This is a genomic window from Stutzerimonas marianensis, from assembly GCF_022810315.1.
GTDB lineage: Bacteria > Pseudomonadota > Gammaproteobacteria > Pseudomonadales > Pseudomonadaceae > Stutzerimonas > Stutzerimonas marianensis.
Genome location: NZ_JALGRD010000015.1, coordinates 45,222 through 67,101, shown reverse-complemented (window position 1 = coordinate 67,101; position 21,880 = coordinate 45,222). Strand labels below are relative to the sequence as shown.

At 63.8% G+C, this 21,880-nt stretch carries 20 protein-coding genes; 9 read left to right on the top strand and 11 right to left on the bottom strand.

Annotated elements, in window-relative coordinates:
* Window positions 1-329: 329 nt before the first annotated feature.
* From mksF to mksB, 3 genes are all read right to left on the bottom strand, one after another.
* Window positions 330-3,176: an Mks condensin complex protein MksF gene (mksF, locus tag MST27_RS21095; protein ID WP_243607854.1), complete on the bottom strand. Its 2,847-nt coding sequence runs from the start codon at window positions 3,174-3,176 to the stop codon at window positions 330-332.
* A complete protein-coding gene (gene mksE, locus MST27_RS21090) occupies window positions 3,173-3,859 on the bottom strand; it encodes an Mks condensin complex protein MksE (protein ID WP_243607853.1) in 687 nt (228 codons plus the stop codon). The genes mksF and mksE overlap by 4 nt, the downstream gene beginning before the upstream one ends.
* An 84-nt stretch (window positions 3,860-3,943) precedes the next feature.
* On the bottom strand, window positions 3,944-5,185 hold the full coding sequence (mksB, locus tag MST27_RS21085) for an Mks condensin complex protein MksB (RefSeq protein ID WP_243607852.1): 1,242 nt from the start codon (window positions 5,183-5,185) through the stop codon (window positions 3,944-3,946).
* Between the two features lie 188 nt (window positions 5,186-5,373).
* Here mksB and MST27_RS21080 point away from each other — a divergent pair, with 188 nt between their 5' ends.
* Genes MST27_RS21080 through rimI form a run of 3 tightly spaced genes read left to right on the top strand, consistent with a single transcriptional unit; the run spans window position 5,374 to window position 8,218 of the window.
* Window positions 5,374-6,921 carry a 2-isopropylmalate synthase gene (locus MST27_RS21080; protein ID WP_243607851.1) on the top strand — a complete coding sequence of 516 codons (1,548 nt, stop codon included), beginning with the start codon at window positions 5,374-5,376 and terminating at the stop codon, window positions 6,919-6,921.
* A complete protein-coding gene (locus tag MST27_RS21075; protein WP_243607850.1) occupies window positions 6,918-7,745 on the top strand; it encodes an energy transducer TonB in 828 nt (275 codons plus the stop codon). The genes MST27_RS21080 and MST27_RS21075 overlap by 4 nt, the downstream gene beginning before the upstream one ends.
* Before the next feature lie 20 nt (window positions 7,746-7,765).
* Window positions 7,766-8,218 (top strand): ribosomal protein S18-alanine N-acetyltransferase, encoded by a 453-nt coding sequence (gene rimI / locus MST27_RS21070; protein ID WP_243607849.1) that lies wholly within the window; start codon window positions 7,766-7,768, stop codon window positions 8,216-8,218.
* A 66-nt stretch (window positions 8,219-8,284) separates the two neighbouring features.
* On the opposite strand, the gene MST27_RS21065 is transcribed toward rimI, so the two are convergent.
* Complete coding sequence (locus MST27_RS21065) at window positions 8,285-8,827, bottom strand: hypothetical protein (RefSeq protein WP_243607848.1); 543 nt, start codon at window positions 8,825-8,827, stop codon at window positions 8,285-8,287.
* Window positions 8,828-9,002: 175 nt separating this feature from the next.
* On the opposite strand from MST27_RS21065, the gene otsB reads away from it, so the two are divergent.
* From otsB to MST27_RS21045, 4 genes are all read left to right on the top strand, one after another.
* Complete coding sequence (otsB, locus tag MST27_RS21060; protein ID WP_243607847.1) at window positions 9,003-9,779, top strand: trehalose-phosphatase; 777 nt, start codon at window positions 9,003-9,005, stop codon at window positions 9,777-9,779.
* A gap of 14 nt (window positions 9,780-9,793) precedes the next feature.
* Window positions 9,794-11,203: an alpha,alpha-trehalose-phosphate synthase (UDP-forming) gene (gene otsA, locus MST27_RS21055; protein WP_243607846.1), complete on the top strand. Its 1,410-nt coding sequence runs from the start codon at window positions 9,794-9,796 to the stop codon at window positions 11,201-11,203.
* Window positions 11,204-11,287: 84 nt separating this feature from the next.
* Window positions 11,288-11,935: a carbonate dehydratase gene (gene can / locus MST27_RS21050; RefSeq protein WP_243607845.1), complete on the top strand. Its 648-nt coding sequence runs from the start codon at window positions 11,288-11,290 to the stop codon at window positions 11,933-11,935.
* Window positions 11,935-12,846, top strand: coding sequence for a DMT family transporter (locus MST27_RS21045; protein ID WP_243607844.1), 912 nt, complete (start codon window positions 11,935-11,937; stop codon window positions 12,844-12,846). The genes can and MST27_RS21045 overlap by 1 nt, the downstream gene beginning before the upstream one ends.
* A gap of 51 nt (window positions 12,847-12,897) precedes the next feature.
* Here the strand turns inward: MST27_RS21045 and MST27_RS21040 are convergent, their stop codons facing one another.
* Window positions 12,898-13,089 (bottom strand): hypothetical protein, encoded by a 192-nt coding sequence (locus MST27_RS21040; RefSeq protein ID WP_243607843.1) that lies wholly within the window; start codon window positions 13,087-13,089, stop codon window positions 12,898-12,900.
* Window positions 13,090-13,200: 111 nt separating this feature from the next.
* Window positions 13,201-14,127, bottom strand: a complete 927-nt coding sequence (locus MST27_RS21035; protein ID WP_243607842.1) for a LysR substrate-binding domain-containing protein — start codon at window positions 14,125-14,127, stop codon at window positions 13,201-13,203.
* Window positions 14,128-14,230: 103 nt separating this feature from the next.
* On the opposite strand from MST27_RS21035, the gene MST27_RS21030 reads away from it, so the two are divergent.
* The gene (locus tag MST27_RS21030; protein ID WP_243607841.1) at window positions 14,231-15,481 is read left to right on the top strand and encodes a cation:dicarboxylate symporter family transporter; all 1,251 of its coding nucleotides are present in this window, start codon (window positions 14,231-14,233) and stop codon (window positions 15,479-15,481) included.
* Between the two features lie 12 nt (window positions 15,482-15,493).
* Here MST27_RS21030 and MST27_RS21025 read toward each other — a convergent pair whose 3' ends face one another.
* The 5 genes from MST27_RS21025 to MST27_RS21005 all read right to left on the bottom strand — a co-directional run bounded on the left by MST27_RS21025 (window position 15,494) and on the right by MST27_RS21005 (window position 20,741).
* Window positions 15,494-17,083 carry an argininosuccinate lyase gene (locus tag MST27_RS21025; RefSeq protein WP_243607840.1) on the bottom strand — a complete coding sequence of 530 codons (1,590 nt, stop codon included), beginning with the start codon at window positions 17,081-17,083 and terminating at the stop codon, window positions 15,494-15,496.
* A gap of 62 nt (window positions 17,084-17,145) precedes the next feature.
* Complete coding sequence (locus MST27_RS21020) at window positions 17,146-18,387, bottom strand: OprD family porin (protein WP_243607839.1); 1,242 nt, start codon at window positions 18,385-18,387, stop codon at window positions 17,146-17,148.
* 215 nt (window positions 18,388-18,602) lie between these two features.
* Window positions 18,603-19,580 carry a saccharopine dehydrogenase family protein gene (locus tag MST27_RS21015; RefSeq protein ID WP_243607838.1) on the bottom strand — a complete coding sequence of 326 codons (978 nt, stop codon included), beginning with the start codon at window positions 19,578-19,580 and terminating at the stop codon, window positions 18,603-18,605.
* Window positions 19,577-19,978 (bottom strand): VOC family protein, encoded by a 402-nt coding sequence (locus MST27_RS21010; protein WP_243607837.1) that lies wholly within the window; start codon window positions 19,976-19,978, stop codon window positions 19,577-19,579. The genes MST27_RS21015 and MST27_RS21010 overlap by 4 nt, the downstream gene beginning before the upstream one ends.
* A gap of 19 nt (window positions 19,979-19,997) precedes the next feature.
* The gene (locus tag MST27_RS21005; RefSeq protein ID WP_243607836.1) at window positions 19,998-20,741 is read right to left on the bottom strand and encodes an SDR family NAD(P)-dependent oxidoreductase; all 744 of its coding nucleotides are present in this window, start codon (window positions 20,739-20,741) and stop codon (window positions 19,998-20,000) included.
* 135 nt (window positions 20,742-20,876) lie between these two features.
* On the opposite strand from MST27_RS21005, the gene MST27_RS21000 reads away from it, so the two are divergent.
* Complete coding sequence (locus MST27_RS21000) at window positions 20,877-21,788, top strand: AraC family transcriptional regulator (RefSeq protein WP_243607855.1); 912 nt, start codon at window positions 20,877-20,879, stop codon at window positions 21,786-21,788.
* Window positions 21,789-21,880 lie beyond the last annotated feature (92 nt).

Sequence of the window (21,880 nt, the reverse complement as noted above, 5' to 3'; positions counted from 1 at the left end):
ACGCCATCGCTGGGACAGGAGGCGAGGCAACACGCTTGAGCTTGTCCAGGCGTTTAACGGGCGCCTGAAGCCAATACAGCACCAGCAAACAATTTCGAAACCGATGAGATGAGATCTTTGGATCCGGGCATCCCCGCGATGTGATGCTCGCCGGGGGGCGTGCACCTACCTTGGCTACATGAAGCCCGACTGTGGCGGCGGCCCCGGCCCGTATCAGCCTCACATCATTCTTCAGGTTGATGTTGGCCGCTTGTCTTCGTTGAGCCCTGGGCTGTCTGAGAACTGTTGGCGCTCAACGGGTGAGCGCCAGGTATCGAGCGAGAGGGGTGTCAATCCACCGCTGCCGTTTCACCTACTTCGTGATCCACGGCTGCTGTAGTCAGCGCTACTGGCTGGCGGCGCTTGATGAATTTCCAGTCCGCCTCGTCGATATAGATGCCGTTAGGGCCCGTGCCGCCTTCCAGATCGATGGCTACATCGGCCGAGACCTGGGGTTTAACCGAGGCCAGAATGGGTACGAACCCCAGTTGTTGGCTGGTCTCGATGAGCGCCTGCTGGTTGCGTTCATCGATATCGGCAGCTTCGTCGAGGTAGTAGGGCAGTCGGATGCGGCCGGCCTGCTCACGGTCCATGAGATGAAGCAGCAGGTACATATTGGTCAGCGCCTTGATCGTCATCGTCGTACCGTTTGATGCTGCTCCGTCTATATCGGTGTGGATCACGGGCTGACCACCCACCTTGGTGATCTCGAAGGCCAACTCGAAGAGGTCTTTCAACCCGAGTTGGTTGTTGTTGGCGGCGACCAGGCGGGCCAGGTATTCCTTGGCCTCTTCATTCTTGCTGTCCTGTTCGCTGCTTTGCTGAAGGTCGAAAACCGAAAGCGTCTCGCCTTGTTCGTATTGACCAGCGCTGTGGATGATCTGATCAATGTGTCGGAGCGCGTCCTTGTTCGGTGCAAGCACGATGCGGAAGCTTTCCAGGTTCGAAACCTGCCGTTTGTTGATCTCCCGGTTGAACAAGGCGAGCTGGTGTTCGAGGCTGTCATAGTCGCTGCGGATATTGCGCAGCGTTCGAGCGATATCCGTTACCGCGGCGCGCCGGGCCTTCGCAAGGGTAAGGGCTTCGTCCTGGCGGTGCGCGTAGGCATTGACGAGAAGCTGAAGCCGACGTTCGGGATCTTCTTCGCTGTCGAACTTGGCGACACCCTTGAGGCGAACCTGCGCATAGAGGGCTTCGATTTGCCCATCGACGCGTTGTAGCGCCTGCCAGCTGTCCTGGTAGTCGTTCAGCAAGGGTTGCAGGTTGTCGAGCGAATCGTCGACCGGATCCATGAAAGGCGTGCCAAAGGGTAGATCCGCGGGCAAGAGCTGGCGGCGACGCAGTGCGTCTTCAAGGGTTCGCTCTTTGGCCTCCAGATCTGCAAGCTGGCGGCCTACCAATTGCAGCTTCGCTGACAGGTGCTGGACGCGTTCGGTAAAGGCGTCGCTGGTTCGCTTCAGCTCGTCCTGAGCGGCTTCGGCCTGCGCCAACTGTTCAAGCTTGCGCTCCTCCTCGGCGGAAAGAGTTTGGCAACGGCGGAAATCTTCCAGTGCTTTCTGAGCATCGAGCACCTGCTGATAGAGCTGTTCAGCCTGTGCTTTGCTCGCCGCCCGGTCGACCGTCACCGACTGCTGCGCCTTGAGCTGTTTGAGCTCCTTTTCGAGTCGATCTTTCTGATCCCTCAACGCCGCACGATCGGCCAGCGCCTGCAAGGCCGGGGGTTCGATCTGCGACAGATCGATAGACAGGCCCGGTGCCTCGAATCGCTCGCCCCTAAAGCCATCGAGTACCGCTTCGAGCGATTTGATCCAGGTGTCACCGTCCTTTACGACGATGCCTTTTTCACCGAGCGGCAGACTGAACAACTGTCCATTGAACAGCCGCATCAGGCGATCCACGTCGGCCTGAGAAAGCTCCTCACGGAGGCGCGAGTAGCTATTGTTGTCCGCGTGATCCAGCTGCTGCCGAACCGACTTGAGGCGCTTTTCCAGATCGCGCAGGCGCTCGTCAAGATCTTCGCTGGAGAACTGGCGTGACTGGGAAAGCGCACCGGCTAGTTCGTCATGGGCGTCCTTGGCGGCCAGCAGCTGCTGCTCGAGCACGTGGGCGTCTTCGATCAGCGCGAATCGGTTCTTGAGCATTGCCAGCTCGCCGAGCCAGCGCTGAATTTCGCTGATCTCACGTTCCAGGCGCATCAGTTCCGCCGTGCTACCCCGTTGTTCGTTTTGCAGACCGTCCTGCTCGCGGCGGTAGTGCTCGGCCTGGATGACCAGCTCTTCCTTGCGGGCGCCAGCATAGTCCTGCCAGGCGCCTAGCAGGGCGTCCAGCAGAGGAGAAAGGCGATGCAGCTTTCCGCGCAAGAGGTCACGTTGCGCGACGCCAGCGGCGAGGGCCTCGACCAGTGGTCCGGCGGCCACCAGCGCCTGGTAGTCCTGCTCCATGCGCCGGACGTCACGGAAGGCCTCCTCGGTGGCGGCGATATAGTCGACGCTGCCTGAGCGCAGGCTGTGTTCGAACGCATCGAGGAAGAGCTGTTTGAGCTTGGCGGCGGTGATCTCGCGCATGTGCAGCAAGTTGATGAACAGGGCGCGGAATGTTTTCAGGCTCTGTTCGCTGGTCGAGCGCAACGGAATGAGCGTCATGTCCAGCGGAATGGCCGTGTGACCGCCAACCAGCAGCCGTCGAAGTTCGTCCGGCTTGGCTTCGTACGCCTTGATGCCGGCGCGCTCGAGGTTGGCGAACAGCTCACGCTGGCGGAGGCAGGTGCCGTTCAGTTGGTAATGATCGAGGTCCAGCGAGCCCTGGTAGACGAAGAACTGATGGCCGAAACCGCCGCCCGGGCCGCGCCCAGAGACGCCGATGACATGCGGCCCGTGAGGCAGCGCGACTTCAACAAGGATGTAGCTGGTGTCGCTGGCGAAGTAGAACTTGCGCGACTGTTCCAGGCTGTACTTGCCGAAACTCATGTCCGACATGCGAGCCAGAATCGGAAATTGCAGCGCGTTGATCGAGGCGGACTTGCCGAGGTTGTTCGCACCGTAGACCGACAGCGGTGTCTCCAACGGAAAGATGCCGAGGCTGTAGCCGGCGGTGTTCAGCAGGGCGAAGCGGCGGATGCCGTAGCGTTCCTGGCTCATGCTTCAAGCTCCTTTTCTTCGACGATGGCGCGTGCCAGGGCTTCTTCTTCGGTCTCGTCGGGGTCGCGTTCGAGCAGGATGATCTCATCGTCCTCTTCCTCGGCGACCAGTGCCGGGGCTGGTAGCGACAGGTCACTGCTGTGCAGACTTGCCGCAAGATCGCGATCCTGCTGGACCGACAAGCACACGTCGAGGAAGCGGTGCATGGGCGGCAGGAAGCGGTAGATGCCGTTGCTGTCCTCGGCGAAACCCAGTTGTGTCAGGCGGCGGATGATCTTTTCTTCGAGTTCGTCCTGGGTCGTCACCTCGGCCTGTAGAAACAGGTCCCGATATTTGTCCAGGAGTGCCGGCAGCTCGTCGCGCCCCAGGCTGCCGCCGTCGAGCACGGCAAGCGGATCGCGGCCCTGGTCAGCGAGGTGTTCGACCAGGATGAACGTGAACAGCGCCAGGCGCTGTGCCGTCTTGTTGACCTGAGCGCCCATCTGCTCGGGCACGAAATAGTAGAAGCCGCGCGGATCGCAGACCAGCTCGAAGCCGAGCGCCTTGAACAGCGCACGGTACTGGTCCTGCATGTTGGATAGCTGGGTGTAGCACTCCGGCTCGCTGCGCGACAGGTGATACCCCTTGAACAGCTCGCGGAAGATCGGTGCCAGCTGGGTCATTTCTTTCAGGTCGATGTTCATAGGCCACTCAGGACAGTCGTCGTGTGGAAGTCGCGAGGCGTTTTCCACGAAATACGGTTCGAAACGGAGCAGGCTGCGTCAGGGTCAGCCATGGGTATTGGCCAGTAATGCATAAGAACTCAGACTGACCTGGTGCTCCCGTGTCAGGTATTCACGGCGTTCCAGCCGATCGCGCTGGAAGCGTGCATCGCGGGACAGACGGGAAAACCAGTACAGCAGCTCGTCCGTCGCGCCGTCGGGTTCCTGCTCCAGGAGCCATTGCATCAGGTCCGGCAGCGGCAAGGCCTGTTCGCAACGATCGAGCATTTCACGGGCGGTCAGCGGCGAACGAGGTGCTTCGGTCCGACGCTTGCTGCCGGCGCGTGGGAATTGCGCGGGTTTGGGCTCGAAGCGCGCGAGCGCGTAGACATAGGCCTCCACCTGATTGGCTGTACCAAGGAAGGTGCTCTGCGGACGTGTGAACAGGGGCATCGAGGCCTGTGGTACGGCGTCCAGGCCCTTCTTGCGTATGGCTGACAGCGCCAGCGCCGCGCCGCGGGTCACGGCATTGTGCCGGCGCGCCTCCTCGCGCAGGGGAAGAAGCAGCTCGCGGGCATGCCGTAGCGTCAGTTGCGCCGTGCTCTGCATTTCCAGGATGCGCGCATGGGTGCGCAGGAGCAGGTCGTCATCGACCAGATGGCCCAGGCGCTGCTGCTCGCCGAGCAGCTTCATCAGGACCTGCTCGACCCGATAGACGCCCTGCTCGAATGCGCCATCGGCGGCGACCAGTTGAATCATCGGCTCGACGTACTCGTCCCAGGTCGCCAGCACCTCGGCATAGCGCTGGCGAAGCGGAATCTGTCGATCGCTGGTCTTGGCTCGGTCAGCGACGCCGATCAGAGCCTGCTCGTCATTGGCGAGCTTTTTCAGCACGTCACGCACGCGCATGTCGAGCAGTCGCAGCTGGCGGGCGAGATCCTGGCCGTCGCGAATTTCGAAAGCATCCTGGATGTGTCCGGCCAGGCGCTCGAGATGGCGCAGATAGGCTTCGATTTCCAGGCACAGGCCGAGGCGATGTTCTCGTCGCAGGTAGGCCAGAAAGTCGTGAATCTGTGCATTGAGCTCGAAGCGATTCGGGCTCTTCGCCACGGGCACCAGAATATCCAGGCGGATCCACTGATCGAGCAGGGCGGTGATGTCGGTGGGCGTACCCTCCGGCAGTTGAGCGGCAAGCTGGTGGCGAAGCTCGACGAGGCTCAGCGTGCCGGCATCGAAACGCTCGCACAGCGGCTCGAGCAACGTCCAGTGTTCGGCAAGGGCACGCAGTACGCGCTTGGGTTCGATCATCTGAATCGGTTCTGTTGGCGGTGTGAAAATGGGTCGGCAATTGTACTGTCTGGCCACGATGCAAATCAGCCCAAACCGATCGCTGGACGCCGTCAAAAACACGCTTGGCCTTTCCGCTTTGCCGGTTTCCGGCCACAATTCACATCCTGGACGCCGGCCTCCGCACGGCGGGCCTAGAGGAGTTCGACATGAGCAGCAACGACCGCGTCATCATTTTCGACACCACCTTGCGCGACGGCGAGCAGAGCCCCGGCGCGTCCATGACCGGCGAAGAAAAGCTGCGTATCGCCAAGGCGCTGGAACGGTTGAAGGTCGACGTGATCGAGGCGGGCTTCGCGATCGCCAGCCCGGGGGATTTCGCCGCGGTGAAGGCCGTCGCCGACAACATCAAGGACAGCACCGTGTGCAGCCTGGCGCGCGCGGTGGACGCCGATATCGAACGCGCCGCCGAAGCGCTGGCCGGCGCCAATGCCGGGCGCATCCACACTTTCATCGCCACCAGCCCGATTCATATGCAGTACAAGCTGCGCATGCAGCCGGACCAGGTGGTCGAGCAGGCGGTGCGCGCGGTGAAGAAGGCGCGCAGCCTGTGCGCCGACGTGGAGTTCTCCTGCGAGGACGCCGGGCGCTCGGAGATCGATTTCCTCTGCCGCATCATCGAGGCCGCCATCGACGCCGGCGCGCGCACCATCAACATCCCGGACACCGTCGGCTACGCGATTCCGCACCAGTACGCCGACACCATCCGCCAGCTGCTCGAGCGCATCCCCAATGCCGACAAGGCGGTGTTCTCCGTGCATTGCCATAACGACCTGGGGCTGGCCGTGGCCAATTCCCTGGCCGCGGTGGTCGCCGGAGCGCGTCAGGTGGAGTGCACCATCAATGGTCTTGGCGAGCGTGCCGGCAACGCCGCGCTGGAAGAGATCGTCATGGCGATCAAGACCCGCCAGGACCTGCTTGACGTGCACACCCGCATCGAAACCGAGCACATCCTTGCCGCCTCGCGTCTGGTTTCCGGCATCACCGGCTTCCCGGTGCAGCCGAACAAGGCCATCGTTGGCGCCAACGCCTTCGCTCATGAGTCCGGCATCCACCAGGACGGGGTGCTCAAGCACCGCGAGACTTACGAGATCATGTCCGCACAGTCGGTCGGCTGGAACGCCAACAAGATGGTCATGGGCAAGCATTCCGGGCGTGCGGCCTTCCGCTCGCGCCTCGAGGAGCTGGGCATCGTCCTGCCGGGCGAGGGCGAGCTCAACGCCGCCTTTGCCCGGTTCAAGGAACTGGCGGACAAGAAGCACGAGATATTCGACGAGGACCTCCAGGCCCTGGTCTCCGACACGCTGGCCGAAGATGTGCAGGAGCACTTCAAGCTGGTGACCCTGGAAGTCGCGAGCAAGACGGGCGAAGTTCCCGAGGCGAAGCTTGTCCTGAACGTCGACGGTCAGGAGCATCCTGCGTCGGCACAGGGCTCGGGGCCGGTCGACGCCACGTTCATGGCCATCGAATCGGTGGCCGACTCCGGCGCCACGCTGCAACTGTATTCGGTCAACGCCATTACCAAGGGCACCGATTCCCAGGGCGAGGTAACCGTGCGGCTGGAGAAAGGCGGGCGCATCGTCAATGGTAACGGAGCCGATACCGATATTGTCGTCGCGTCGGCCAAGGCCTATCTCAACGCACTGAACCTCATGCAGGTTGGTGCCAAGGCACATCCGCAGGTGGAAGGGGTTTGATCAGCGAACAGAGGCGCCGCGCCTATCTGGAGGCCATGCAGGTCGCCGTCTGGCTGCCGCGTAGCGAATTGCCCTTCGCCGCACCTTCGCGGCCGGAACTGCTGCATTTCGAAATCACGCAAGCCGCGCCGGCTCCGGTCGTCGCACCCGAGCGCCCTGCCGCCACGCCTGCCGTGCCTGCGGTGGAACGGGAGCCGGTGGCACCGCCCGGCACTGCGGGTGCCGCCACCGAGGCGGTTCGCTCGGCGATGCAGCGTGTCGCCAAGCCCGAGCCGAGAAAGCCGGTGGTGGCCGCCGACGAGCCCGTGGCGGAAAGGGTCGAGGCAGCACCGGTCATGCCGCCGCCGCGCTTCGCGTTGCAGCTGATGCGTGCCGGCAATGTGCTGTTGCTGGTCGAATTGCCAACGGGCGAGTCCTTCCAGAGCCGCGATCCGGCCTACATCCTGCTCAAGGACCTGTTGCGCGCCGCACGGCTGCCTGACAGCCCACAACAGGTCGGCGACGGCGAGCCGATACGCTGGCCGCTGCTGCACCGTGGCAGCCTCGATCAGGGCACCGAGGCGGCACGCGACTATGTGCAAGGCGTCGTCGCGGCCGAGCTGGAAGAGCTGGGCTGCGCTTGCATCTGGCTGATCGGTGCGCCGGCTTTGCGCTTCGCCGGTGAAGTCGACGCGGAGGCGTGCTACCGCGAATTGATCGTCGAGGGGCTTGGTCCTGCCTTGACCATGCCCGGGCTCGAGCAACTGATGGAGCAGCCGGACAGCAAGGCGCAGCTGTGGAAGGCCATGCGGCGCAGCATGCCACGCTGGAGTCTGGGGTCGTGAATAGCGTCGAGAGCGTAGTGATGAGTGAAGCCCTGAGCTTTCGCCCGATGACCGCGGCGGACCTGGACACCGTTCTGAAGATCGAATATGCGGCTTTCAGCCATCCCTGGACCCGCGGCATCTTCACCGATGCCCTGAGTGCTTACGAGTGCTGGGTGATGTTCGAAGGCGAGCAGCAGGTCGGCCACGGGGTGATCAACGTGATCCTCGATGAAGCCCATCTGCTGAACATCACGGTAAAGCCGCAGAACCAGGGGCGCGGTCTGGGATTGCGGCTGCTCGAGCATCTGATGCAGCGCGCTCAGGCGCGAGGCGGCCGGGAGTGCTTTCTCGAGGTGCGAGCCAGCAATGCCTCGGCCTATCGGCTCTACGAGCGGTACGGCTTCAACGAAGTGGGGCGGCGCCGCGGCTATTACCCGGCAGCCGATGGCCGCGAGGACGCCCTGGTCATGGCCTGCACGCTCATCGACTGAGCCAGACGCCGCGGTCGGCGAGGTAGGCCGCCGACCGCAGTACCATCGACCCTTGGGTCAACAGGCTTACCGGTCCGGTGCCCGATCGCGGCCGGAGTCGAGCAAGGCGTCGCCTTCGAGCTCGTTGTCGTCCAGTACGTCATCGTTTTCATGCAGTACCGCGTCGCCGCCGCCCAGGCCGGTGTCCGGGTCGCCATCCGCCGGGCCGTCCCATGGCTTGCCGTCCAGCGGGTCATAGCGGCCCGCTTCGGCCTCGTCCAAGTCCACATCGGCCCCGATCCGGTGTTCCGACACCACGCTGAGGTCCTGATCCGCCGGATCGCCGTGGCCGCGTTCGTGCGGCGAGCGCGCGCCGTCATCGGGGATCTGCGTCTCGGGTGCCAAGTCGTCCATGGTGGTCTGCCCGCCGGGCACTTCCCCGGTCGTCATGCCGGCCTCCGCCACACGCTCGGGCGGAAACTCATCCTCGAGTTCGTCGGCGGGTACTTCGTCCCCGACGCGGCCCTTGCGATCGTCACGATGCTGATCGAAGTCGAGCTGCTCGATGGACCCCATACGATCCTCGGTGTCGTCGATTTCGCTGGGGGTGTAAGGTTTGCGATCGTTCATGACAACCTCCTGCTGAAACTTCGTCTTGCAGGTTGTGACCCGGCTCGAGGGTGAAAGATTCAGGCTGGCCGCCAGCCGGTTTCGACGCCGCCGCGTGAGAACACGGCCCGTTGGCTGTCGTTCGGTGTGGGAAAAAAGCGCGAACCACTACCGTTGATCAGGAGTCTGACCAGGCATGAGCAAACAAAACGATGAAGCCGAGCTAGAGCCTCGGCGCTGCGCTTTTTTCTTCGATGTCGATGGCACGCTCGCCGAGATCCAGCCACGGCCCGAACTCGTCTCCATTCCGCCCCGTTCACTGGCTGCCCTGCAGCAACTGCACCGCGAGGGCGTTCCAGTGGCTGTGATCTCCGGGCGGCCCATCGAACAGCTCGATGCGCTGCTGCAGCCGCTGGTCTTGCCGGCGGCCGGCATACATGGCGCGCAGCGGCGTACCGCCGGTGGCACGCAGCAGAACCTGGCGCTCGACGAGCAGACCTTCGCGACGGTTCAACGCGAGCTGGCCCAGGCCTGTGGAGAGCATCCCGGTCTGTCACTGGAGAACAAGGGCGTCGCCTTCGCCCTGCATTACCGTCTCGCTCCAGAGCTTGAAGAAACGGCCCGTGCCTTGGCCGAAGCGTTCGTCAAGCGCTACGCTGAAGTGCTCGCACTGCAACCGGGCAAGTGCGTCTTCGAGCTCAAGCCGCGTGGCGCGAGCAAGGGTGAGGTGATCCGGTCTTTCATGCGCGAAGCGCCCTTTAGCGGCCGCACGCCGGTATTTCTCGGCGATGACCTGACCGACGAAGCCGGTTTCGCTGTCGTCAACGAGCTTGGCGGGGTGAGCATCAAAGTTGGCAGCGGTGCAACCGAGGCAACGCAACGCCTCGCGTCCGTCGCCGCCGTCACGGCCTGGCTCGAAGCGTTGCAGCATGCCCTGTCCGGGCAGCAGGACCAATCAATAAAACCAGACTGAAGCGAGAACTGCCCATGAGCCGACTTGTAGTGGTTTCCAACCGAGTAGCGCCGATCAAGGCGGGGAAGGTCGCCGCGGGCGGGCTCGCGGTCGGCGTACACGACGCCTTGCGTCAGGCCGGTGGCATCTGGTTCGGCTGGAGCGGCGACGTCAGTAGCACGCCGCAGACCAACACCGAGGTCGTCGGCAACATCACCTACGTGACGATGGGCCTGACCAAGCAGGATTACGATCAATACTACCGAGGCTTTTCCAACGCGACGCTCTGGCCGATCTTCCACTACCGCATCGATCTGGCTCGCTACAACCGCCAGGAATACGAGGGGTACAGACGGGTCAACGCCATGCTGGCGGAAAAGCTCAAACCGCTGCTCAAGCCTGACGACATCATCTGGATCCACGACTACCACCTGATTCCCTTCGCCGAAGCCTGCCGCCAAATCGGCATCCGCAACCGCATCGGTTTCTTCCTGCACATCCCATTCCCGCCGCCGGAAATCCTCACGGTGATTCCGCCGCACAACGAATTGCTCAAGACCCTGTGCTTTTACGACCTGATCGGTTTCCAGACCGAAACCGACCGCCTGGCTTTCCAGGACTACATGACCCGTGAAGTGCGCGGCATCCTCGAAACGGACGGCAGCCTGACCGCCTACGGACAGAATTTCCGTGCTGGCGTCTACCCGATCGGCGTGGTGCCGGACGAGATCCAGGAGCTGGCCGAGTCCTATCGTGTTCGACCACGCCCGCAGCGGCGCACCACGGACGTGGCCCGCAAGAAGATCATCAGCGTGGACCGGCTGGACTATTCCAAGGGGTTGCTGGAGCGTTTCCGCGCCTACGAAGCCTTTCTCGAGCGCTACCCCGAGCATCGTCGCGCTGTCGAGTTCATCCAGATCGCGCCGACCTCCCGCTCCGACGTGAAGACCTACCAGACCATCCGCCAGCAACTCGAAAGCCTGGCTGGGCATATCAACGGCTGGCTGTCGGACCTGGACTGGACGCCGCTGCACTACCTCAACAAGAGCCATGATCGTCGTGCCCTCATGGGCCTTTTCCGCGAGGCCGAGATCGGCTTCGTCACGCCTCTGCGCGACGGCATGAACCTCGTGGCGAAGGAGTACGTCGCCTCGCAGGACCCGGAGGATCCGGGCGTGCTGGTGCTATCGCGGTTTGCCGGGGCGGCGCGAGAGCTGACCTCGGCCCTGATCATCAACCCCTACGACTGCATCGGCATGGCCGAGGCGCTCGACCGCGCCATGCGCATGTCGCTCACCGAACGCAAGGATCGCTACGAGCACATGATGCGGGCCATACGCGCCGCCGATCTCAACGCCTGGCGCGACAATTTCCTGCGCGACCTGCGGGCCTTTTCGTCGCGGCCGCGTGCCGAGGTGCCGTCGAATCCGCTGTTCACCGTCTGAGGCTGTTGGCGCAGCGCCGGTCGGCGTGCTTGTCAAAAGCCCGACCGGTTCGTAACGTGCATGTCCGAATGTAAGGGGCAGGCGATGAGCAACGATCTTCAACCGCTATTCGACAACAATGCACGCTGGGCCCAGGCCATCCTCGAAGAGGATCCGGACTTTTTCACCAAGCTAGCCAAACAGCAGGTGCCGGAATACCTCTGGATCGGCTGCTCCGACGCGCGGGTTCCGGCCAACGAGATCGTCGGGCTGCTGCCGGGGGATCTGTTCGTGCACCGTAACGTCGCCAATGTCGTCCTGCACACGGACCTCAACTGCCTGTCGGTCATCCAGTACGCGGTCGATGTACTCAAGGTCAAGCACATCCTGGTGACCGGCCACTACGGCTGCGGCGGCGTGCGTGCGTCCATGCGCGACGATCAGCTCGGCCTGATCGATGGCTGGCTGCGCACCATCCGTGACCTCTACTACGAACACCGCGAACACCTCGGCAGCTTCCCGACCGAGGAAGCGCGGGTCGACCGGCTCTGCGAGCTCAACGTCATCCAGCAGGTCGCCAACGTCAGCCATACCACCATCGTCCAGAACGCCTGGCATCGTGGACAGCCCCTTGCCGTACACGGCTGCATCTACGGCATCAAGGACGGCATCTGGAAGAACCTCAACGTCACCATCAGTGGGCTCGATCAGGTGCCACCGCAGTACCGTCTGCGGCCAAGCCGCCCCGTCTGATGGGCGCGCGCAAGGGATGGGCCGTTGCCGGCCTGCTACTTGCCGTGCTCTGCTGGGCGGGCAACGCACTGGTCGCGCGGGCCTTTCACGAGGCGATTCCACCGCTCACGCTCGCGTTCTGGCGCTGGGTGCTCGCCACCTGCCTGCTGTTGCCTTTCGTGGCGCGCTCCATCTGGGCGCACCGGGCCACGCTGCGAGCGGCGGGTTGGCGCTTGCCGGTCATCGCGGCGCTGGGTGTGAGCAGTTACAACTCGCTCCTGTACACCGCGGCGCAGAGTACCGAAGCGATCAACCTGACCCTGGTCAACACCTGCCTGCCGTTGTTCACCTTCATTGGAGGCGGGCTGCTGCTGGGGGAATGGCCCGCGCGACGTGCCTGGTTCGGCATGGTCATTGCCGCGGGTGGATTGGTCTATCTGATCAGCCGCGGCAGTTGGGCGGCGTTCACGGGGCTGGCTTTCCAGGCGGGCGACCTAATCATGCTGGCGGCCGTACTGGTCTGGGCGCTCTACACCTTGTCTCTACGGCGCTGGGCCGGTTTCATCCAGGTGCCGCCGCTGACCCTGTTGGGCGTGCTGATGGCGCTCGGCACGCCACTGATCCTGCCGTTCTATCTGGCCGAACTCGGCCGTGTCGGCGGTTTCACGCCGAGCCCGACCAACCTCGCCGTCATTGGCTATACGGCGGTCTTCGCCTCGCTGGTGGCCTACCTGTCCTGGAATCACGGGGTCAGAACGGTGGGCGCCGCGAAAGCCGCGATGGCGACTTACCTGATGCCGGTCTTCACCGCCATCCTGGGGTGGCTCGTGCTCGGCGAAGGCTTGAAGGCGTTCCACTGGATCGGCGGCGGCTTGATCTTTGCCGGCCTGTTGCTGGCGACCCAGACCACCGCTCGGAACGCCGCCCGCTGAAGTGCTGCGAGCCCCGCGGCTCAGGCCGGGCCTGAGCGCGCGGGGCGGTGGTCACTTGCGCTTATGGTTGTCCGCATCGTCCGCGTCGCTGCCGTTCATGTTCGTATGGGTGGGGTCGAGGCTGTGGCCGACTGGCTGCCGGTGCTTCGTATGCGCCGTGGTGCCGATCTCGACTTCGTCAGGGCTGTTCGCCAGCTCGTGATCGTTTTTTTCATGAGGGGTGGTGTTCGGGTCTTTGCTCATGCTGCACCTCTTGCGAGTTATGGATGGCTCACAATTTTTGAGAGGGCAGATCGCGCGATGTTCGTGCCGGCGGTCAGATGCGCTCGCGTCGACAACGGACGCCGGCCCGCTTTACTCGCCCTGGGCCTGTACCCGATAGGCCTTGGCCAGGCGTCTGGCCAGCTCGATGAAGTTGCGTTGCGCCGGCGAGGGATTGAAGCGGCGACAGACCAGGGTCAACGGCGCGACCAGGCGCGGTCGCGCACCGCGTATCCGGCGATAGACGACGCTTTCGCGGTGAATGTCGCGCATCGATGCCGGTACGACCGAAATGCCTTCGCCAGCCGCGACCAGGCTCACGTTCGTCAGCATGCGTTCCACTTCGAATGCGACTTTCGGCTCGAAGCCCGCCGTCTGGCAGGCGCGCAGCAAATTGGCATACATCCCCGGCGCGCCGGGCCGGCGCACCAGGATGAAGGGCTCGTCGCGCATCCTCTGGATGTCGATCGCTCCATCGCCTGCCGTCAGCGCCGGATGCCCGATCGGTAGTACCCAGAGCAGTTCCTCCACCAGCAGACGATGGAACTCGATACCCGCCGGTTGGCTGACCGGTGCGCGCAGCACCCCGACTTCCAGCTCGCCGGCACTGGCGCGCTCGGTCAGGCGCCCGGCGTTGCCTTCTTCCAGGGCGATGGACACGGCCGGGTAGTGCTCGCGATAGGCGCGGATGATCCGTGGAATCAGTGGATGCGCCGCCGCCGAGGAGGTGAAGCCGATCTTCAGCGTGCCCTCGACACCGCTGGCGACGCGTGCGGCACGTCGCGCGCCGTCCTGTACCCGCGCCAGGATCGCCTTGGCCTCTTCGAGAAACACCGCGCCACCGGTGGTCAGGTCCACGCCCTTGGGGTGGCGCTTGAACAGTTCGAAACCGAGCTCGTCCTCCAGTGCACGGATCTGCTGGCTCAGCGGTGGCTGCTGCATGTGCAGGCGCGCCGCCGCCCGGGTGAAATGCTTTTCCTCGGCGACCATGACGAAATAGCGGAGGTGGCGTAATTCCATGCGGCGATGTCCTGGCGAGGCTCGGTGCGACCGTCTGTGCGGCCCGATGGGGTAGGATACGGGGCACTGAGGCGACAAGAACAACAACATCGCTCGGCGGCCCATGATTCTATCCAGGCTCTACCGCAACGACACGGTACTCATCCTCATCGCGATTGCCCTCGGGCTGTCGCTCGGCCTCCTGCGGCCGGAGCTGGCGGTGCGGATGAAGCCGCTCAGTGACGCTTTCCTGGGCTTGATCGGCCATGCCGTGCCGCTGGTGATGTTCGTCCTGGTCGCCTCGGCGGTGGCCGCCTTCGGCGAGCGAGGCCAGCGGACCCGCTGCGCCGGCAAGGTGATCGCCTACTTCCTGCTGATGAGCGTGCTGTCCCTGCTGACCGGTGCGGTCGTTGCGCTGCTGCTCACGCCGGGCGTCGATGCGCTGCCTGATGCCGCGCCGCTGACGCCAGCGCTGCGCGATCTGCCTTCGGTGATCTGGACCAGCCTGGCGCAGGTCGTCGGTCATACGGTCATCCTTCCTGTATTGATGGCGGCGTTGCTCTGCGGCCTGGCGCTTGGTCTGGCCGGCGACAGGGGCGAGCCGCTGCGCCGTCGCCTGGACTGGCTGGTCGGCGGCCTGCTCAAGGCGCTGCGCCTGGCATTGAAATTCGCGCCTCTGGCGGCTTTTGGCGCCATGGCCTACACGGTGGGGCGCTACGGGCCGGCGTCCGCCTGGCCATTGCTCAAATTCGTCGGCACGCTGTATTTCGCCTGCCTGCTGTTTCTGGTGGTGGTGCTGGGGGCCGTTGCACGGCTGGTCGGCTTCGGGCTGTGGCGCTTGATCCTCTACATCCGTGACGAGCTGTGCCTGGTGGCTTTCACCGGTGCTTCGGTCGCGGCGGTGCCGGGGCTGATCGACAAGCTCGAGCGCGCCGGCTGCGCCCGGCCTGTGGTGCGGCTGACGCTGAGTACCGGCTATACCTTCAATCTTGCCGGCTCGAACATCTACGTCAGCGGCGCGGCGGTGTTCGTGGCGCAGCTTGCGGGTGTCGCCCTGGACGGCACGCAGTTGGCGGTGCTGCTGCTGATCACGCTGCTGACCTCGCTCGGCTCCACCAGTGCTGCGGGCTCGGCTTTTCTGATGTTGACGGCGACGGTCGCCGCTCTGAACCTGGTGCCATTGGAAACGCTCGGCCTGCTGATCGGCGTCGAGCGGCTGATGAAATGCCGCTCGCTGACCAACGTGATCGGCAATGCGGTGGGCTGCGTGGTGATCTCGGCGTGGAGCGGCGCGCTGGATCGCGAGGCGTTGCGTGAGGCGCTGGCGCCGCGTCGGCTGGCCGCGTTTCCCGACACGGTGGCCGGGAAACGCTGAACACCGTCGGTGCTACAGCAGGGCGTTGAAGGCCTTGTCCAGCGCCGCTTCCGCCTTCTCCAGCCGGTCACGGCGCGCCTTGGTCCAGAGTTGGTCGCCGGCCAGCGCCTGGTTGGCTTCGGTGAGCATGCGCTTGACCTCCGCCGGTTGCGGCCCGCCGGTGCCGACACGGGTCTTGACCATGTTCTGCGGCGACAGCGTGGCCCGGAACGCCGACTCGCTCAGTGGCAAGGTGCGGGTCTTCCAGTCGTACTTCTCCGCCGCCTTGGTGTACAGACGCTGCGCCTCGGCGTAGGGGAAGTTCGCCGGCACGAAGCCTTCCTTGCGCGCATGGCCGACCACGGCGGAGGCAAAGCTGTGGCCGATGCGGAAGGGCACCTTGTGCTCGCGCTCCAGGGTGTCGGCCAGCTCCATCGAGGTGGTCCATTCCGCTTCCAGCTCTTCCAGCGCGCGCTGCGGATTGACCACCAACGCGTCCATCACCTTGCCGGTGCGGACGAACATCTCGTGCGCACTGTCGAACAGCCCGAGGCCGTCGAAGGCGAACTTGTAGTCGGTCATGCCGGTGGTCACGTTATGCGCGCGCAGGGTAACGGTGTGCGCCAGGCCGACCACATCCGAGGCCGATTCGCGCGCCCGCATGATCAGCCCGGGGTTGCGCTTCTGCGGCATGGCGCTGCTGGTGTAGGTGGCGCCTTCCTCCAGCAGCAGCCAGGGGCGGATCTGATGGTACTGGGTGTGGATGTCGCCCAGCATGGCGCCGATGCGGATCGCCGACGAGGAGGCGATGCTGGCGGCCTCGATGGGGATGTCATAGGTCGAGACCTGGCCGGCATCCAGCGAATTTTCCCGGACCGCATCGAAACCGAGCAGCTCGGACAGGCGCTCGCGGTTCAACGGCCAGCCCGAATTGGCCAACACCGCCGTGCCCATGGGGCTGCGGTTGAGTCGCTGGTACAGCTCGCGGATGCGCTGGGCATCGCGTTCGAAGGCGGCCTCGAAGGCCAGCAGGTAGTGCGCGTAGGTGATCGGCTGCGCCTGTACCCCGTTGGTGTAGGCCGGCACCAGCGTGTCGACGTTGTCCTTGGCCAGCTCCAGCAGCCGCGCGCGGGTGGCGTTCATCGCGTCGGTGTAGTCCAGCAGCTGGCTGCGCAGGGTGGCCAGCCGGTAGGTGGCGTACATGTCCTGGCGGCTGCGCCCGGAGTGGATCAACGACGCCTGCGGGCCGATCCTGTCGATCATGATGCGTTCGATCTGCATCACATCGCTGGGGCGCTTGCCGTCGGCCTTGCCGGCCTGGTCGATGACATGCTGAACGCCGCGGGCGATCTCGCGCCCCTGGTTGCGGTCGACGATCTTCTCCTCCGTCAGCATCACGATCGACGCCTTGTTGATCCGGTTGACCCAGGTGAACTGGTCGTCGTGCTCGCCTTGCCTGGCGCCGGCACGGTCGACCGTGGCGCCGATCTTCGCCGCCTCGGCCGCGCATTCGGCCGTGGTGCGGCAGGGCAGGTCAGCCGTGTCGGCCGCCTGCGCTGTCAGCTGAGTGCTAGCCAGGGCAAAGGCCACGGCCAGCGACAGCAGAGTCTTTTGCATGATCATGGTGAATCTCCTGTGAGCGACACCGTCACCCGCACGGGCGACGGGAGGGCTGGGTGGCGCCGTTACAGCAGCGGCAGCGTGTAGCTGAGGATGAAACGGGTCTGATCGATGTCATTGCCCGTGCTTCGATAGGTGCCGTTACGCAGCTTCACGCCGAAGTTTTTCAATGCACCCTGCTGGAACACGTAGCCGATATCGGTATCGCGCTCCCACTCGCGGCCATTGCGTCCGCCCGGACCGTCGAAGCCATCGCCGCGCAGGTAGCGCGTCATGAAGCTCAGCCCCGGAATGCCGACGGCGGCGAAGTCATAGTCGTAGCGCAGCTGCCAGGACTTCTCGCCGGGACTGGCGAAGTCCGCCGAAATCATCACGTAGTTGACCAGGTACGAATTGGTGCCATTGATGTGTGGAAAGCCTGTCTCGCCGCTCATCTTCTGGTACGCCGCGCCAAAGGCGTGGCCGCCGAGCTGGTAGGTGAACTTGGCGCCGAAGGCATCGTTGTCGACGTTGGTGTTGCCGGCCTCGGTGGAGCGGGCAAAGCGCAGGTCGCTCTTGAAGGACTGCTCGTCGCCCAGCGGCAATACATGAGACAGGTTGACGATGTGCTGCTTGTAGTTCTGATCCAGGTGTCCGTAGTGGTAGCCGGTGGTCAGGCTGTCGGTCCAGCGATAGCTGGCGCTGGCGAAATCGAACTGATCGCTGGCCTGCCCGCCACGGATGCCCTTGCCGGCGACCTGCATGTCGTCGTTGGCCGCCGAGTTGCGCACGCTGTTCTGCGTCAGCCGGCCGGCGCTGAGCGTCAGTCCGTCGATTTCCTTCGAGGTCAGCATGCCGCCGCGAAAGGTCTGCGGCAGCAGGCGGGAATCGTTCGGCAGCACCGTCGGCAGCTTCGGCAGCAAGGTGCCGACCCGCACCGTGGTTTTCGAATAGCGCATCTTCGCCGCCGCACCGAGCTGGCTGTATTCGTCCGGCGCCTTCTCGTCGCCGACCGGCAGCAGCCCGGAGTTCTGTCGCTCCGGCCCGGAGTCGAGTTTTACCCCGAGCAGCCCGATCGCATCGACGCCGAAGCCGACCGGCCCCTCGGTAAAGCCTGACTCGTAATTGAGCAGAAAGCCCTGCGCCCACTCGTCGCGCTTCGACTGGTTGGCGCCGTCCTGTCGGTAGTCGGCATTGAAATAGAAGTTGCGCAGTTCCAGCGTGGCCTTGCTATCGGCGAGAAACTCCGCCATGACCACACCCGGCAAACCCGCACCCAGCGCAGCAACCGCAATCGCCGCAGCGAGCGGCTTCGGTGACTTGAGCATCACTGTCTCCTGATTGTTTTTATATGGAGGTGACACCGCCGGCACGAGGCCGGCGGGCGTCTGGCGTGATGCTAGGGAGTCGGTTTGGATATGAAAAATATCTAGATAGTATCTATCTGGTATCTATTGGATATGGTGGTGGTTCATCACCTGGCGGTGCGGCAGATGTATACATCTTCGGGCTTCGAATAGGCATCGCGGCTATCGCTGGCGCGTCAGCTGTCGAGGATGGTCGTTCCGGCAATGCGCTCGGCGAATCCGAACCCCAACAGCTTCGCCGGTGTTTCGAACCCCGGCCGTCGCTCGCCATTCAACACCTGGCGGGCAGCTTCCACGGCGGCAATCGGTGTGTAGGTGTAGCCATTGACCGTCTCGATCACCGACCGCGCAACTTGGCCGTCACTGCCGGTCACCTCGGCCACCGCTCGGGCCCGATGAACTTCGCGCTCTTGTGCGTTCCGCCCTTCAGGACGCTGAGCGAGGTCGCCTTCGGGAAGGGCATCGCCGGAAAAGTGCACAAACATCGAAATATTCGGGATGCCCGTGGAGTGCCAGCCGGTCACCAGATCGCCAAAAGACAGCGGCGTACACAGCGTCGGGCCGTCGCCAAAATCGAAGTGTCGCGCTTGCGCATCGGGCGTTGCCACGAGCTGGCCATCGATTCGCGCCAGCAGCCCCGCGTCGATGATTTCGCTGACGCTGCGGGCTGAGCCACGCGACATGGAGCCTGCGACCTGAAGCGCAATGCTAAGCGACTGTGGATTCCGCACACGGCGAGCGACATGCACCGCCAGACAATCTGTCGGCACCACGTCCCAGCCGACACCAGGCAGCAGCATCACTCCTGACTTGGCCGCCTCAGTGCCCAGTCGCTCGGCCAACCGGTACACGTTGATCTCGGCCGTGATATCCAGATAGTCGACGCCAACCTTGATGCAGCCCCGCATCAAGGCATCGGCGGTATGAGCGAAGGGCCCCGCGAAGTTCACCAGCACGTCGACGCCGTCGAGCAGTTCTGCCGACAAGCCGTCCGGCGTGAACACGCGATAAGGAACATCCAGCCCTGCCGCCAGCACGCGCAGTTTGTCGTGATCGCGCCCGGCAATGACGACTTCCAGTCCCTGCGCTACGGCATACTCGGCCGCCATGCGCCCCATGTAGCCGGTTGCGCCATAGATCATCAGCGCCATCATTGGGCGTGCTGCCAGTTCTTGTAGACGAATTCCAGGCTGTACCCGTCAGGGTCCAGAACGTTGGCCGCATAGTAGTTCGGGTCGTAATGCAGCCGTGCGCCCGGTGCGCCGTTATCGACCGCGCCGTGGGCCAACGCGGCCGCATAGGCCGCTTCAACTTGGGCGTTGCTGTTTGCTACAAAACCGACATGCACAGCGCGGCCTTCAACGGCACCCTGGCGCAGCCAGAAAAACATGCGGCCGTTGGCGCCGAAGCCTTTCAGGTCAGGATGCCCGGGTGGGCCGTCCTTGCCGTCGTAGTCCAGGCGCGCTGTGATATCGAGCGGCCTCAGGGCCGCTTCGTAGAAACGGATGGAGCGCTCGATGTCGCTCACTGACAGAAAAATATGATCCAGCATGGCGATGTCTCCCGATCGTTCAGATGATGTAGCCGCCCGCGACTTCTATGCTCTGGCCGTTGATCCACGCGCCTTCTTCGGCCAGCAGCATGACGATGATCCGAGCGACGTCCTCGGGCTCACCGATTCGGCCCAGCGCCGTCTGCGCAGCCAGCATCGCTTCGAACTCATCGTTGAGCCCGCCGCCCAACTCGGTGCGAATCGCCCCTGGGGATACCGCGTTGGCACGGATACGCCGATCCCCGAATTCCTTGGCCATATAGCGCGTGAGCACGTCCAGGCCACCTTTGAACGCGGCATAGGGTGCCACTCCAGCGGTAGCGACGCGGGTAGTGGCACTGGTCAGGTTGACGATGCTGGCGTTGTCTTCCAGCAGTGGCAGTAGGGCCTGCGTCAGAAAGAAAGGCCCTTTGAGATGAACGCCGAAGAGGCCGTCGAACTGCGCTTCACTGACCGAGGCCAACGGGTTGAACAGGCCGTAACCGGCGTTATTCACCAAGCCGGAGAGGGTGCTCGTACCCCAGGTGTCCTGGAGCGCCGCCAGGACAGCTTCACGGAACGCTTCGAAACTCCCGACATTCGCCACGTCGAGCTTGAGCGCAACGGCCTTATCGCCCGCTTGCTCGATGCGTCGCACCACTTCATTCGCCGCCTCTGGATGCTGGTTGTACGTGAGGATGACGCCCATGCCGCGCCGAGCGGCGTGTTCCGCTGCACTGGCACCGATCCCTCGACTGCCTCCGGTGATGACGATAACGCCCATGACCTGCTCCATGACTTGAATGAGTCTCCAGACTAGGGCGCGCCTTTGCCGCGAACGCGGCCGTTCCTACCCGAAACCTGCCTGTTTCTGCTTTTTACTTGCGCCGCTGTTGATGCCACGGTCAGCATGGCCGGCATGAACGAACTACTGAATGAACTGCGCAGTCTCGCCGCCAAGGCCGAAAACCGCCGCACAGAGACGGGGATCCCGCGTGTCGCCATGGTTCAGGGGGAGATTCCCGAACATCTGCTGGCGGCGGTGTACGACCCGATGATCAACCTTATTCTGCAGGGCCACAAAACCATGACCGTGGGCGACCGTACGCTGCGGTATGACCCGTCGACCTATTTCGTCATGTCCATCGAACTGCCGGCGGTGGGCAGGGTGCATCCTGCTGTATCAGGCGAACCCTATCTGGCGGTCAGCCTGACGCTTGATCCCAGCGTGTTGTCCACGCTGCTGGCTGACCTACCCCAACCTGCTGATCGCCATGAGCGCGACCCTGGATTCTCGGTGGCTGCGGTAACGCCCGAGCTGATGGATGCCTGGGTGCGCATGTTGCGATTGATGGGTAACCCTGACGCCATCGCGGCTCTCGCGCCGGCCTACGAACGCGAGATTCTGTTTCGTGTGTTGCAAGGCCCCCATGGCTGGATGTTGCGGGAAATCGCCGCACCGGATACCGCCATGGCGCGAGTCAGCCTGGCCATTCAGTGGATCCGACGGGATTTTGCGGAGCCCATCAGGGTGGAAAGCCTGGCGCAACGGGCAGCAATGAGCGTTTCGGCCTTCCACCGCCACTTCAAGGCGGTAACCACCCTGAGTCCGTTGCAGTATCAAAAGCGGGTTCGCCTGCTTCAGGCACGCATGCTCATGGTCGTCAGCGGCAAAAGCGTCACGGCCGCGGCTTTTGAGGTGGGCTATGAAAGTCCTACCCAGTTCAGTCGGGACTATGCGCGTGTGTTCGGATGTCCTCCAGCCCGCGACACGAGAGCGATGCGCGGACGGCGTGGCGAAAACCCTTGGGGTTGCGGCTCGCTGGAATGACCGGCGGGTGGCACCTGCCGGGCGTTCGAAAAAGGATGCTACACATTCCTCCTGCGATCCTCGGCACTGCAGCGCTTTGCCGTCTACAACTC

Excerpts from the sequence above, each read along its gene's own strand:
- mksF (WP_243607854.1), bottom strand. The coding sequence starts at position 3,176 with ATGAGCCAGGAACGCTACGGCATCCGCCGCTTCGCCCTGCTGAACACC.
- mksE (WP_243607853.1), bottom strand. The coding sequence starts at position 3,859 with ATGAACATCGACCTGAAAGAAATGACCCAGCTGGCACCGATCTTCCGC.
- mksB (WP_243607852.1), bottom strand. The coding sequence starts at position 5,185 with ATGATCGAACCCAAGCGCGTACTGCGTGCCCTTGCCGAACACTGGACG.
- MST27_RS21080 (WP_243607851.1), top strand. The coding sequence starts at position 5,374 with ATGAGCAGCAACGACCGCGTCATCATTTTCGACACCACCTTGCGCGAC.
- rimI (WP_243607849.1), top strand. The coding sequence starts at position 7,766 with ATGAGTGAAGCCCTGAGCTTTCGCCCGATGACCGCGGCGGACCTGGAC.
- MST27_RS21065 (WP_243607848.1), bottom strand. The coding sequence starts at position 8,827 with ATGAACGATCGCAAACCTTACACCCCCAGCGAAATCGACGACACCGAG.
- otsB (WP_243607847.1), top strand. The coding sequence starts at position 9,003 with ATGAGCAAACAAAACGATGAAGCCGAGCTAGAGCCTCGGCGCTGCGCT.
- otsA (WP_243607846.1), top strand. The coding sequence starts at position 9,794 with ATGAGCCGACTTGTAGTGGTTTCCAACCGAGTAGCGCCGATCAAGGCG.
- can (WP_243607845.1), top strand. The coding sequence starts at position 11,288 with ATGAGCAACGATCTTCAACCGCTATTCGACAACAATGCACGCTGGGCC.
- MST27_RS21045 (WP_243607844.1), top strand. The coding sequence starts at position 11,935 with ATGGGCGCGCGCAAGGGATGGGCCGTTGCCGGCCTGCTACTTGCCGTG.
- MST27_RS21040 (WP_243607843.1), bottom strand. The coding sequence starts at position 13,089 with ATGAGCAAAGACCCGAACACCACCCCTCATGAAAAAAACGATCACGAG.
- MST27_RS21035 (WP_243607842.1), bottom strand. The coding sequence starts at position 14,127 with ATGGAATTACGCCACCTCCGCTATTTCGTCATGGTCGCCGAGGAAAAG.
- MST27_RS21030 (WP_243607841.1), top strand. The coding sequence starts at position 14,231 with ATGATTCTATCCAGGCTCTACCGCAACGACACGGTACTCATCCTCATC.
- MST27_RS21025 (WP_243607840.1), bottom strand. The coding sequence starts at position 17,083 with ATGATCATGCAAAAGACTCTGCTGTCGCTGGCCGTGGCCTTTGCCCTG.
- MST27_RS21020 (WP_243607839.1), bottom strand. The coding sequence starts at position 18,387 with ATGCTCAAGTCACCGAAGCCGCTCGCTGCGGCGATTGCGGTTGCTGCG.
- MST27_RS21015 (WP_243607838.1), bottom strand. The coding sequence starts at position 19,580 with ATGATGGCGCTGATGATCTATGGCGCAACCGGCTACATGGGGCGCATG.
- MST27_RS21010 (WP_243607837.1), bottom strand. The coding sequence starts at position 19,978 with ATGCTGGATCATATTTTTCTGTCAGTGAGCGACATCGAGCGCTCCATC.
- MST27_RS21005 (WP_243607836.1), bottom strand. The coding sequence starts at position 20,741 with ATGGGCGTTATCGTCATCACCGGAGGCAGTCGAGGGATCGGTGCCAGT.
- MST27_RS21000 (WP_243607855.1), top strand. The coding sequence starts at position 20,877 with ATGAACGAACTACTGAATGAACTGCGCAGTCTCGCCGCCAAGGCCGAA.